This window comes from Ruegeria sp. HKCCD6119 (assembly GCF_013110585.1).
In the GTDB taxonomy this organism is placed as follows: Bacteria; Pseudomonadota; Alphaproteobacteria; order Rhodobacterales; family Rhodobacteraceae; genus Ruegeria.
Genome location: NZ_WVQV01000005.1, coordinates 24,652 through 37,936, shown reverse-complemented (window position 1 = coordinate 37,936; position 13,285 = coordinate 24,652). Strand labels below are relative to the sequence as shown.

Genomic DNA, 13,285 nt, shown 5'->3' with positions numbered 1-13,285 from the left:
AGGATCACAATGGATTTTGCTCCATCGCCACGCGCCACGGAAATGCATGACCGGCTGAAAGCCTTCATGCAGGCGCATATCTATCCGCGCATTCGCGATCACAAAGAGGAAATAGAAGCCGGCAATTTCCCCGTTTCGTTCATGGAAGACCTCAAGTCGCTGGCCCGCGCCGAAGGGCTTTGGAACATGTTCCTGCCCTCCTTGCGGGATGATGAGCCCGGAACGCGGCTCAGCAATCTTGATTACGCGCCCCTGGCCGAGCTGATGGGCCAGGTGAGCTGGTCTTCGGAAGTCTTCAACTGCAACGCGCCGGATACCGGGAACATGGAATTGCTGCACATGTTCGCCACACCCGAGCAGCGCGAAGACTGGTTGGTGCCGCTGTTGAACGGCAAGATCCGTTCGGCCTTTGCCATGACCGAACCCGACGTGGCCAGTTCGGACGCGACCAACATAACAACATCCATCCGGCGCGAGGGTGATAAATACGTCATCAATGGCCGCAAGTGGTTCATCACCAATGCGTGCCACCCCAACACCAGACTTTTCATCGTCATGGGCAAAACCGACCCGAACGCCGATCGCCATAAACAGCAAAGCATGATCATCGTTCCAAGGAATACGCCCGGTTTGGAGATCGTGCGCAATCCGACGATCCTGAACATGCACGACCCCGAAGGCCATGCTGAACTGGTGTTCAAGGACGTGCGCGTCCCGGTCGGCAATCTGCTGGGCGAAGAAGGCAGCGGTTTTGCACTGGCTCAGGCGCGGCTTGGGCCCGGGCGAATTCATCATTGCATGCGCTCGATCGGGGCGGCGGAAATGGCACTGAACCTGATGGTGGAACGTGCTCAGGAACGGAAGACCTTTGGCAAGCAACTCTCGGAACAAGGCGTGATCCGTGAATGGATCGCCAAATCCCGGTTGGAGATTGAACAGGCGCGGCTGTTGACCCTGAAGGCGGCCTGGAAAATAGATCAGGTGGGGGCGAAAAAGGCCTTCCGCGAAATATCCCTGATCAAGGTCGTGGCGCCCCAGGTACATGCAAAGGTTACGGATCGTGCAATGCAGGTCTTTGGCGCAATGGGCATGACACCCGACACGCCATTGGCCGACAGTTACACTTGGGCCAGGGCGTTGCGCTATGCGGATGGACCGGATGAGGTCCATCTTCAGGCCATTGCCAAACAGGAGTTGAAGAATTCCAACTATGGGATGTCGGCGCAGTGGCTGACACCGCCTCTGCGCTAGGTCTGGGCAGGGATGGCATCACCGGAATATCCCTAAGATACGCAAGCCGAGTTGCCCAGTTTTCCTGGCATTCGGATACGCGGCCTGCCGCGCTATGTTCCGGCGGCAAGCAAATCGCTCGCCTTTTCTCCGATCATGATCGCGGGGGCGTTTGTGTTGCCGCTGACGATCTCCGGCATGATCGAACAATCCGCGACCCGCAGGTTTCCGATGCCGTGCACCTTTAGCGCGGGGTCAACGACTGCGGTTTCATTCGTACCCATCGCGCAGGTCCCCGTTGGGTGATAGATCGACACGGAATTCGATCTGACCCATTCCAGCGTGCCCTCGTAATCGTCGGTCGAGAGTTGGGATGTCGGGCGGAACTCTTCGGAAATCTTCGATGCCAGCGGATTGTGCTGTGCGATTCTGCGGGCGATGTTCACGCCGTCAACGATGGTTCGGCAATCCGTTTCCGTCGACAGATAGTTCGGAATGATTTTTACATGCTGTGATGGATCCGGGCCGTTCAGATGCAGTTCACCCCTGCTTTCCGGCCGCAGCTGGCACACGGACATGGTAAAGGCGGAAAACGGGTGTACGCCTTCGCCGGGGCTGTCGGCGGACCACGGCTGTACATGGAATTGAATGTCGGGTGTTTCTACGTCCGGGCGCGTTTTCATGAATCCGGTCGCAAGGCTGGCCGCCATGGTCATCGGACCGGCGCGGAACAAAGCGTATTTGAGCGCGATACGGGCCTGATTGATCAGGCTGCGCACCTCGTCATTCAATGTGGGCTCATTGCATTTGAAAACGAGACGGGCCTGCAAGTGATCCTGAAGTCTTTTGCCGACATTGGGCAAGGCATGGACCGGATCGATGCCGTTTTTCTTCAGGTGGTCCGGGTCGCCGATACCCGACAGCATCAGAATTTGAGGAGAGTTGATTGCACCGCCGGACAGGATGATTTCGCGCCGAACGTTCAAGGTTTTCTCATTGCCTGCGCGATCCCGATAGACGAGTCCGGTCGCCTGTTTCCCATCCAGCGTTATGCGTGTCACCAATGCGTTGGTGATGATGTTCAGGTTTTGTCGGTTTCGAATGGGTTTCAGATACGCCACAGCCGAGCTGCACCTGCGCCCATTGCGGGTGGTCAGCTGAAAATACCCTACGCCTTCCTGATCTGCGCCGTTGTAATCCGGATTGAACGGGTATCCGGCGGCTTGCGCTGCCGCGACCCAAGCGTCGCAGATCGGTCGCTGAATGCGCATGTTCGACACCGACAGCGGCCCACCGACACCGTGATACGGGTCTTCGCCGCGTTCTTGATCTTCGCTGCGTATGAACAGCGGCAGCACGTCGTCCCAGCCCCAGCCGACATTCCCCATCTGGCGCCAGCGGTCATAATCTTCCTTTTGGCCGCGCACATAGAGCAGACCGTTCAGAGAGGATGAGCCGCCCAGCACTTTGCCGCGTGGCCAGTCGATCGAGCGCCCGTTCAGGCCCGGATCGGGCTCGGTCCTGTAACACCAGTCCACCGAAGGGTTGTGCATGGTTTTGAAATAGCCAACCGGGATGTGGATCCAGGGGTTGGTGTCGCGGCCGCCGGCCTCTAACAGCGCGACGGTCGTGTTGGGATCGGCGCTGAGCCGATTGGCGATGACACAGCCCGAAGACCCCGCGCCAACTACCGCATAATCCACTTCCATGACCGCCTCCTTCCAACGTCGTTGAAAAAAACTCTATGCAAGATGCTAGAAATATACTAGCCTTTTTTGATACAAAACGTCTCAATAATTGCGAACAGGGAGGTAAGCAATGGAGATTGGTCGGAAACTGAGTGGTATTTCGCGGCGGGATTTCTTCCGGGTAGCGGGGCGCTATGGCATGAGCTCGACGCTGCTTGCAGCAGGAGGGTTTGGTGGTGCGATGAGCCTGGCCAATCTGGCGCAGGCGGCGGAATCCACGTATGAAAAACGCTTTTCGAAAGAACCGAAGTACACGTTGAAATTTGGTGCGTCGGGCTTCAACACCCGCAACCTGCTGATCGAGCGCGCCGGCGCCATCGAATTTGCACGCGACCTCGAAGAACGCACCGATGGCGAGATTCGCATCGAGTTCATCGGCGACAACCAGATCTGCGGACAACTCAGCTGTGTTGAAAAAACCCAGCAGGGAATCGTCGATATCTACGCAGCTTCGACCCAGAATTCGGCCGGCGGTGCGCCTTATCTGAACGTCCTGGACTATGCCTACATGTTCCCCAGCCGGGCGGCGCAGTATCATTTCTTCTACAGCCCCGCCAGCCAGCGCATCCTGCGCGACCCGCTTGAAAAGCGTCACGGGCTGAAATTCCTGTTCACCCATTGTGAACTGCGCGGTCTGCAAATGGGCTCGACCTTTGCCGACAAGCCGACCGTCACCAAGCTGGAAGAGCTGTTCGGCACCAAGAACCGCGTGACCGGTACGCAGCTGGGTCGGATCGCGATGCAACTGCTGAACCTGAACCCTGTTCCGGTGGCATGGGAAGAAACGCTGGATGCGCTCAAGACCGGTCTGATCGATGGTGCGGAAACCTGGGCCTCGGCGGTGGCATATGCGAACATGGCGCCTGTGGTTTCGCAATCGGTGAACCTGAAGTTCTTCTGCGGTACCGAACACACTTCGATGTCTGCCAAAGTATTCGATGGCCTGGGCGGTGAATTGCAGGATGCCGTGATGGAATCGTCCTATTTCACCCAGGCCCTGATCCAAGGCGCGAATGAGGCGGCACTGCTGAACACGGTCGGATTCTCGGATCCGCAATTGCCGCAAACCATTTTTGCGGAAAACGGCGTGCGCCCGGCCTTCCTGCCGGAGGACCAGATCAAGCTGGCCGAAGAAATGTGTGCTCCGAACTACAACCCCGAGCCGTGGGCGCAGTGGCGCGAGCGGCTGAACAAATGGGCCGGTGGCATCGATACTTACCAGGAGATCTACGACATCGCGCGCGAGATCCCAGCGGACACGCTGCCGGAAAATGTCGAGCCGCGCCGCTGGTGGAAGGGCGAGGCCTGATTAGACTGCCAGAACCGGCCCGAACGGGCCGGTTCAATCAATACCCACTGGGAGGACGGGCTTCATGTCACTTTGGGCAGACATTGGCGCAATATTCAGCGCTTTTCTCAGCCAGGATTCTTTCGAGATTCAACTTGCTCTGGAATCCGACGCGGCTTGGATCGTTGGTGCGATCGTTGCCGCGATCGGGGGTTTGCTGGTCATGCTGATCTATCGCATGGTGCCGTTGATCGAACGTCATCTGGAACGGTCGGTCATGGTGTATTCTTATCTTGCCATCGCACTGATCATCTTCTGGGGCGTGATCGACCGGTTTGTCTTCAATGATCAGGAACCCTGGTCCACAACCATTCCTCCGCTTCTTTTCATGGTGATGGCCTGGTTTGGTGCGTCCTACAACGTACGCTTGCGCACGCATCTGAGTTTCAGTGAATTCCGCACCGCCATGCCCCGCGGCGGGCAATTGGCCTGCCTGTTTCTTGACGCGGTGCTGTGGTTCATCTTCGCGGTGATCGTCATCGTGACCACCTCGCGACTGGTGGCGCTTTCGGCCTCGAACTTTCAGATCGTACTGGGCACGGACAATATCATGCAGTGGTGGTTCCTGCTGGCTGCACCATTGTCATTCTTCTTGATGGTCGGTCGCGTGTTTCAGAACCTCGCCGATGATTTGCACAACTGGAAAACAGGCGAGCCGCTGATCAAGCAGGCCGTGATCGGGGCAGACTGATGACAGACGGAACACTTGTTACACTGATCTCGCTGGGGGTCACCTTTCTGTTCATGCTGGGCGTGCCGGTGCTGCTGGTCATCGGTTACTGGGTCATTGGATGTTCCTTTGTCCTTGGTCTGACGCTGGACAATATGGGGGCCGAACTTCTGAACGTCTTCAACAAGGGCTTCGCCCTGTTGGCGATGCCGTTGTTCATCCTGACCGGTGACCTGATCAACAAATCCGGCATCGCGCGACGGCTCAGTGATTTTGCCTATGCCTGCCTGGGCTGGATACGCGGCGGACTTGCAATGGCGTCGCTGGGGGCCTGCGGGCTGTTTGCGGCGATTTCGGGGTCGAACTCGGCCACGACGGCGACCATCGGGTCGATGCTGCACCCCGAGATGGTAAAGGGCGGCTATGACGAACGGTTCAGCGCCGCGACCGCTGCTGCGGGCGGTACTGTCGGTATCATCATCCCCCCTTCGATCATCTTCATCGTCTATGGCTTTCTGATGAACCTGCCGATTTCCGAATTGTTCGTGGCCGGTATTCTGCCCGGTGCGCTGATGGTCATCGGGATGCAGCTGGCGTGCTGGATCATCTGCCGCATGAACGGGTGGGGCTATCTGATCCCACTGCAATTGAACCGGGTGCTGAAAACCGCCTTCGGGGCATGGCTCGGCTTTTTCGCCATCGGGCTTGTGCTTTGGGGCATATATACCGGCAAGTTCTCTCCGACAGAGGCCGCTGGCGTGACCGTGGGCTTTTGTGTCATTGCGGGGCTGGTCAGCTACCCGATCAACCGCATCATGGGGGCCCGGAACGATATACCGCCAACCGAAAAGAGCTTCGCTGAGATGTTCGTGGTCGAGGGGTTCACGATTCCTGAGATCCCCTCAATCGTTATCAGGTCTGCCCAGATTACGGGTATCCTGGCCCCGTTGATCGCAATTTCGGTTGTGATGCAGCAGATCCTGTCCCTACTTGGCGCACAGGAAACAATCGGAAACTTCGTGACCTCCATGGGGGGGTACCATGCGGTTCTGTTTACATCGATGGTGATCGTCTTCTTTTCAGGCATGGTGCTGGAAAGCCTTCCGGTCACCATCATCCTGGCCCCGATCCTTGCGCCAATCGCAGCCTCGGTTGGAATTGATCCAATTCATTTCTCAGTCATCTTCCTGGTCGGTGCATCCATCGGGTTTATCACACCACCATACGGGCTTAACCTGTATGTCGCTTCAGGCGTGACGGGCGTGCCGTACTTCCGGTTGCTGCGCTATACGGTGCCTTATTTGGTGGCCCTGCTATCGGTCTGGATATTGGTGTCGCTGGTGCCCGAACTGGCCTTGATCCTTCTGCCAAATAACTAGAATGTTGAAGGATGGCCGAGACTGATACTAAAGACAGAGAAACTCAGATTCCCACCAACCTGCGCCTGTTGCTGATCCTTGAAGAGGTGGCACGGCGCGGCGTTGCGGTCAAACCTTCGGATCTGATCGATGCATTGGGATTGGCCAAACCCACAATCCATCGTTTGCTGCAAACGGCAGAGGCAGAAGGGTTCCTGCAACGCGATCTTGACGGACGGTCCTATGGTCCGGGCAGAAGACTGCGGCTGTTGTCCGTGAATACCATGTCCGCCGAGCATCTGCGGACCGCGCGTCTCGCCATCCTGCGCGGCGTGGCCGACGAAGTGGGCGAAACATGCAATCTGGCCATCCCGGATCGCGAAGGCATGATCTATCTTGACCGGGTAGAAACCAAATGGCCGTTGCGAATTCAATTGCCGATCGGAACCCAGGTGCCGTTCCACTGCACGGCCAGTGGCAAGATGTACCTTTCCACCTTGCGCCCCAAAACTCTGAACGGGTTTCTTTCAGCCGGAAAGCTAAAAGAGCAGACTGCCCGTTCATTGACAGAGCCGAAGGCCCTGCTGAGTGAAATCAAGATCACGGCCGAGCGGGGATTTTCCACCGACGACGAAGAATTCATGGCGGGCATGGTGGCGATCGCCGTGCCGGTGCAGGACGCGCAGGGCAGGCTGGTTGCCACGCTTTCAGTTCATGCCCCGACGCAACGGCATGATGTCGGCAGTCTGAAGTCATTTCTCGACACCTTGCGCCGGGGGGCGGAAAAACTGTCGCAGCTGTTGGGCGAGTAAATGGCGCAACGGGATAACCGGCAATAATCAGGCCGACGGCCGTTCGTGGCAGTTGTATCGAGGATGCCGCAAAGCCTCGGAAGGCCTCTTGCCGAAACACAAGACAATCCATCAGCACCGGAATGGCCGTCGTCGCGCCGGCATCGGAACCCTTGGCCAAAAGACCGCCTCAACATGCAGAACAAAGTACCCGGGACTGGGCGTCCCGGGTGGTGTTTTTTGCTGGCCTTTCAAGTTTTTGCCCGACGACTATCCAGCGATACTCAGATGTCGAATTTGACGCCCTGGGCCAGTGGAAGTTCGGCCGAGTAATTCACGGTGTTGGTCTGACGGCGCATATAGGCTTTCCACGCGTCCGAACCGCTTTCGCGCCCGCCGCCGGTTTCCTTCTCTCCGCCAAAGGCGCCACCGATCTCTGCCCCTGAGGGCCCGATATTGACGTTGGCAATTCCGCAATCGGATCCGGCCGCAGACAGAAACTGCTCGGCCTCGCGCATGTTCAGGGTAAACACGCAGGATGAAAGGCCTTGTGGTACGTCATTCTGAAGCTCTACCGCGTCGTCGAAATCGTCATAGCCCATGACGTAGAGGATCGGCGCAAAGGTTTCGGTTTTCACGGTCGCGGTCTGACCCGGCATTTCGACGATCGCAGGTTCCATGTATACACCTGCCGGAACACCTTCGGTAACGCGGTTGCCGCCGAACACCGAACCGCCTTCCGCTTCGGCCGCTTTCAAAGCGGCGGTCATCGCCGCGCGCGCGGCTTCGTCCACAAGCGGCCCAACCAACGTGCCGTCTGTCAGTGGATTGCCGATGGGCAGACCCGAATAGGCTTTTTTCAGACGGCTCACCAGTTCTTCGCGGATCGAGTTGTGCACGATCAGGCGACGCAACGTGGTGCAGCGTTGACCGGCGGTGCCAACTGCCGAAAAGACAATCGCGCGCACGGCCATCTCCAAATCAGCCGAAGGGCCGATGATCATTGCGTTGTTGCCACCTAGTTCCAGAATGCACTTGCCAAAGCGCTGTGCGACGATGGGGGCGACAGCGCGGCCCATGCGGGTCGATCCCGTGGCCGAGATCACCGGAACATCTTCACTGGCCACCAGTGTTTTTCCCAGATCGGCGCCACCGATAAGCGTTTGCAGAAGACCGTCCGGCGCATCGCCAAATCGGGCCAGGGCGCGTTCGAAAATCTTTTGACAGGCCAGCGCCGTCAGCGGGGTTTTTTCGGACGGTTTCCAGATCACCGGATCACCGCATACGATGGCCAGAGCAGCATTCCACGACCAAACCGCAACCGGGAAATTGAACGCGGAAATCACACCAACCGGGCCAGCAGGATGCCAGGTTTCCATCATCCGGTGGCCCGGACGTTCGGACGCGATGGTCAGGCCATAAAGCTGACGCGACAGGCCGACGGCAAAGTCACAGATGTCGATCATCTCCTGCACTTCGCCCAGACCTTCCGAGGTGATCTTGCCCGCTTCCCAACTGACCAGTGCACCCAGGTCATCCTTGGCGGCGCGCAGCTCTTCACCCAACAGGCGGATCAGTTCACCCCGGCGCGGGGCGGGGACAACGCGCCATTTCCTGAACGCAGCCTTGGCTCGGGAAAAGATGGCGTCCATGTCCGAGATCGGCGTCTCGTGCACTTCGGCCAGCAGGCTTCCGTCAATCGGCGACGTGACCCTGAGCGTGCCGCCTTTTAGTTGGGCCTCGGTCAGATCCAGGTTTGCAAGCGTAATTTGGGCTGTCATTACGATGTCTTTCATATCTCAGGCCGCCTTGTTCTGTTCGGTGACGTCGCCAGCGCGATACAGCTGGCCAAATTCAGTGTTGAGGAAATCGTCCAGCTTGACCTGTTCCTGCCGGACAAAGCCTTTCGAGGGCAGAGCTCCGATCCGCATCAGATCGACCACCCCCAGCACGCCTGCGGCGGTCGTGACCTGAATAGCGCTCCAGACCTGTCCATTGATGGTGCGGGCAAAGGATTTGTTGATCAGGGACTTTTCGCGCAGCACGCCATCAATGACGCCTTTTGCGGTGCAATATACCAGCACCACGTCCTGATCGGTGCGGGGCAGGGCGGCCTCGAATATCTCTTTCAGCAGGTCGCGGCGGCGTTCCAGTCCCAGATCGTTCAAAAGCAGCTTCAGGATATCGCAATGACCCGGATAGCGGATCGAGCGATAGGACACATCCCGCGCCTTGCCTTCCAGCGTTTCCGGCAACGTGCCCAGACCGCCCGAGGTATTGAAGCATTCGTATTCCACGCCGTCATGGCCCAGAATCTCGTAGTTCTCCAACGGCGCGGTCTTGACCAGCTTGCCGTTCACGATGGCATCGCATGGGTTGCAATATTCGTTGATCAACCCGTCGGTGGACCAGGTCAGGTTGTATTTCAGCGCATTCGTCGGATAAAGCGGCAATGCCCCCACCCGCATGTGCAGGCTGTCAATCTGGTCAAACTCCGCCGCCAGCGAAGCTCCGGCGATGCCGACAAAACCTGGCGCCAGACCGCATTGCGGCATAAACGCAGTTGCGCTGTCCCCGGCCAGTTCACGTACCGCATTCGTGGCCGCAACATCTTCGGTCAGGTCGAAATAATGCGCCCCCGCCGCTTTGGACGCTTTGGCGATGGAAGGGGTCAAGAAGAACGGCGCTGCCGAGATGACTGCGTCGAAACCGGTCAGTTCCCGGGCCAGCCCGTCCGCGTCATTGGCATCGATCTGTCTGGTTCCAATGCCCATCTTCGAGATATCACCAAGCGCTTTCAGATCATGATCAGCGACCGTCACAGAGTAATTCGGCGACCCTTTCAACAGGGTTGCAATCATCTGTCCGATCTTTCCAGCGCCGACAACGCACACATTCCAGGACATAAAGATCTCCGCTGTTTCCCATCCTGTCCCAAGCGTGACGCGCGGCCACGACAATTCATAGGTGCCAATTTGACGAATTGATGTAGAAGATTGTCATCTTGTCGGAAAAAGGGATAAAATATCGGAAGCGCAATTGCCGGCCATGTGTCGCGACAGGTCCTGCCATGTGCCAACGTGGCCCTTGGCCCGATTGCGCCGTGACCTTTTGTCTTGTGGTGCCTGACACTTGGGAAGCGTCACGTTCTTGAGCGATTCCAATAACTTGTCTTCTGACTGCCGGGCGCAACGGTCCGGTGATCTTTCAAGCCGACTGATCCGCTTCCATCCAAGCCTCGAAGCGCTTCCAAGTTCGCGTCACTCGCGGATTTTTGAGCAGTGTTTCTCGTTTGCGACATGGCTTGGTCAAATCGAACAACTTCTTGGCATTGCTCGGCTGCATGGTACGCCCAGCGGTCGCCGGAGAAGGCTGTGAAGCTCGGCTGTGGCCGCCTTGTCGCGTGTTGAACAAGGGCAGGTGTTGCATTGATCGCGTTATGTCCCAAGCCCAAAAACTCAGCCTGTTCCGAGAAGGGCGTTGTGACCTCTTGCCTGCTAGCCGCTTCGCAACAAACTCACCAAACACCCTGGGAGGGTCACAACGAATGACTGCAAGGCCACTCGATCATATTCGTGTCCTCGATTTTGGCCAATACCTGGCTGGTCCACTGGTTGGCATGATGCTTGCTGATTTGGGGGCAGAGGTGATCCGCATCGACCCGCCCTGTGGCCCGCGATTGAAAGAACCGGCCACAGACATGCTGTCACGTGGCAAAACCGCCGTGACGATCGACCTCAAATCCGAAGGGGGTTTGCAGGTCGCGCGCGAACTTGTGGCGCGGGCTGACGTGGTGATCGAGAACTTCCGGCCCGGCGTGATGGAGAGGCTGGGCCTGGGTCCGAAAGCTCTGCGCGACATAAATCCGCGCATCGTGTCATTGTCATTGCCGGGGTTTGCCTCAACCGATCCCGCGCTGGCCGATCTTCCGGCGTGGGAAGCCGTGATCGCGGCCCGCACTGGGCAATTCACGGATATGGGGCTGAACCGGCGCCTGATGGGCATCAACCCATCCTTTTCACCTTTGACGCTGGCATCCGCCTATGGCGCTTCGTTCGGCGCGATGGCCGTGCAGTTCGCCTTGGCTGCACGTGACCGGAACGGAGGCGACCACATCGAGGTGCCTCTGGCTTCGGCCTTGCTGGAAGGGTTGGTGTATAACTGTGAGCAGATTGAAGACTATCCCGAACGTTACAAGTCCCCTCGCGAAGTGGAACTTGACAGGCGCGCAGCCGAAGGCTTGCCAATGGATCTGAGCTTTGCGGAACTGGAAGAGTTCCTGGACCCTTTCTATCGAACTTATACCTGCGCCGACGGGCGTGGGTTCTATGTGGTGGCGGGCAGTGTGAAAACACATCCCCGGCGGGTGTTGGAGACGCTTGGCCTCAAACACCTTGCCGATCAATTGCCGGACTTCGACGCCTATCTCGATACCGCAGACTGGCCGGATGAATGGTCGCTGCGCAACTACCCTGTCGGAGCAAGGGATCGCGCGCGTGTATCCGACGCAATGAAAAAGGCCTTTCTGACAAGGCCCTCTCATGAGTGGGAAGCCCTTTTCGGGTCTGCCAAGGCGCCCGGAACGGCGCAACGGTTCAGCAAGGAATGGCTGGCCGATCCGCACGCTTTGGCCTCGGGCCTGGTGTTGGAGGTAGAGGACCCGCGTCATGGGAAGATGCAGCAGATGGGAAATGTTGCGTGGCTTGCGGATGATGGCGCTGCGCTGGTCAAAAAACCGGGCCCCGATTCCGATGACGCACCCGTTTCAACGATCCTTGCCGAACCGCCGCGCAGCGGACCACCAGCCGCAAGCGGCCAGGGCTGGCTGGAGGGTTTGAAGGTGCTGGACCTGACCAACGTGATCGCCGGTCCGACGGTCGGGTCCACGCTGGCACGATTTGGCGCTCAGGTGACTTCCGTTCAGCCGGCAGAGCCATCAGTTGATCCGTGGAACACCGTGGTTTTCGGCCTGCACGCACATCGTGGAAAACAAAGCGTTTTGCTGAACCTGAGCTCGGATGACGGGAAGCGGGCGTTACGGCGGCTCATCGACTCCTCGGATGTCATCACCATAAACGGCACGGATGAGCAGCGCGATGCCCTGGGGTTGAGCGCGGAAGAGCTGGCGGCGATCAACCCCCGTCTCATTCTGGTGCAACTCGATGCCTTTGGCGGTCCTGCGCGCGGACCCAAATCGGACCATCTGGGGTATGACGACCTGGCGCAGGCGGCGACAGGGGTCATGGTGCGTTTTGGCGGTGGCATGGCGACACCCGAAGAACATGCGCATTTCGGTACGATTGATGTGCTGACCGGCTATTGCGCATGTGTTGCGCTTGGCGCGGCCCTGCTGAGATTGCAGAAAACCGGCAAAGGCGGGATTGCGCGGGCTGCTTTGGCGGCGGCCGGCAACCTCATTCAGGCGCAGTTGATGTATGATTTCGAAGGCCGTGCGGCCTTTGACGAACCAGCCGGGCGCGCAGCTATGGGCTGGGGACCATTCTACCATTGTTACCGCGCGGCGGACGGGTGGATGTTCTTTGCCGCACCCACCGAACAACGCAAAGCCCTGCGCCGTGTCTTGGACCTCGCCAGCGTGGCCGATATGCCGGAAAAGGAATTGCCGGATGCGCTTGCGGATCATTTTGCAAGGCAACCTGTTGAATACTGGCAAAAGGCGTTTTCCGGTGTTGCCAGCACCGTCATGCCTCTGGGATCATTGCATGACACGCGCGACGCCGTGTTGCAGCCGGAAAGTGCCGGAAATATCGACCTGACGCGGGGAACGTTCAACGTCATTCGGCATGACATGCATCCCATGGGCCGGTGGTGCGATCTGGTTGCCCCAAATGCCGTGCGACCCGAACGCGCCCGGATCGTCATTCCCGGACCGATGCCGAAATACGGCGCGGATACACGCAGCATTCTGCGAAACGTCGGTTATGCAGATGAGGATATCGACGCGATGATCTCTGCTGGATCGGCCGCCGAAAGCTGGTCGGAAAAGTACTTGCCCGAGTAGCCGACCAGCCACAGACGGTTCGGAAATCAAGAAGATATGCCATCCGCCGCCGCAGGCACGGGCTCCCGGGCCTGGCGATGGGCAGTATCTGTCGTGACAAGCTTTGGACTGGCACCCG

9 protein-coding genes are annotated in these 13,285 nt (G+C 58.3%); 6 read left to right on the top strand and 3 right to left on the bottom strand.

The window, feature by feature from the left end:
* Positions 1 to 9 precede the first annotated feature (9 nt).
* Positions 10 to 1,251, top strand: a complete 1,242-nt coding sequence (locus GS611_RS13130; RefSeq protein WP_171636333.1) for an acyl-CoA dehydrogenase family protein — start codon at positions 10 to 12, stop codon at positions 1,249 to 1,251.
* Between the two features lie 92 nt (positions 1,252 to 1,343).
* Here the strand turns inward: GS611_RS13130 and GS611_RS13125 are convergent, their stop codons facing one another.
* Complete coding sequence (locus GS611_RS13125) at positions 1,344 to 2,939, bottom strand: GMC family oxidoreductase (RefSeq protein ID WP_171636331.1); 1,596 nt, start codon at positions 2,937 to 2,939, stop codon at positions 1,344 to 1,346.
* A 109-nt stretch (positions 2,940 to 3,048) separates the two neighbouring features.
* On the opposite strand from GS611_RS13125, the gene GS611_RS13120 reads away from it, so the two are divergent.
* From GS611_RS13120 to GS611_RS13105, 4 genes are all read left to right on the top strand, one after another.
* Positions 3,049 to 4,287 carry a TRAP transporter substrate-binding protein gene (locus GS611_RS13120; protein ID WP_171636329.1) on the top strand — a complete coding sequence of 413 codons (1,239 nt, stop codon included), beginning with the start codon at positions 3,049 to 3,051 and terminating at the stop codon, positions 4,285 to 4,287.
* 64 nt (positions 4,288 to 4,351) lie between these two features.
* A complete protein-coding gene (locus GS611_RS13115) occupies positions 4,352 to 5,017 on the top strand; it encodes a TRAP transporter small permease (protein WP_171636326.1) in 666 nt (221 codons plus the stop codon).
* Complete coding sequence (locus GS611_RS13110; RefSeq protein ID WP_171636325.1) at positions 5,017 to 6,375, top strand: TRAP transporter large permease; 1,359 nt, start codon at positions 5,017 to 5,019, stop codon at positions 6,373 to 6,375. Before GS611_RS13115 ends, GS611_RS13110 begins: the two co-directional genes overlap by 1 nt.
* 11 nt (positions 6,376 to 6,386) lie before the next feature.
* A complete protein-coding gene (locus GS611_RS13105) occupies positions 6,387 to 7,166 on the top strand; it encodes an IclR family transcriptional regulator (RefSeq protein ID WP_171636323.1) in 780 nt (259 codons plus the stop codon).
* A gap of 263 nt (positions 7,167 to 7,429) precedes the next feature.
* Here GS611_RS13105 and GS611_RS13100 read toward each other — a convergent pair whose 3' ends face one another.
* Both GS611_RS13100 and GS611_RS13095 read right to left on the bottom strand, forming a co-directional pair.
* On the bottom strand, positions 7,430 to 8,926 hold the full coding sequence (locus GS611_RS13100) for an aldehyde dehydrogenase family protein (RefSeq protein WP_171636321.1): 1,497 nt from the start codon (positions 8,924 to 8,926) through the stop codon (positions 7,430 to 7,432).
* Positions 8,927 to 8,944: 18 nt separating this feature from the next.
* Positions 8,945 to 10,051, bottom strand: a complete 1,107-nt coding sequence (locus GS611_RS13095; protein WP_171233222.1) for a saccharopine dehydrogenase family protein — start codon at positions 10,049 to 10,051, stop codon at positions 8,945 to 8,947.
* A gap of 641 nt (positions 10,052 to 10,692) precedes the next feature.
* On the opposite strand from GS611_RS13095, the gene GS611_RS13090 reads away from it, so the two are divergent.
* Complete coding sequence (locus GS611_RS13090; RefSeq protein WP_171636319.1) at positions 10,693 to 13,167, top strand: CoA transferase; 2,475 nt, start codon at positions 10,693 to 10,695, stop codon at positions 13,165 to 13,167.
* The last annotated feature ends 118 nt before the right edge of the window (positions 13,168 to 13,285 follow it).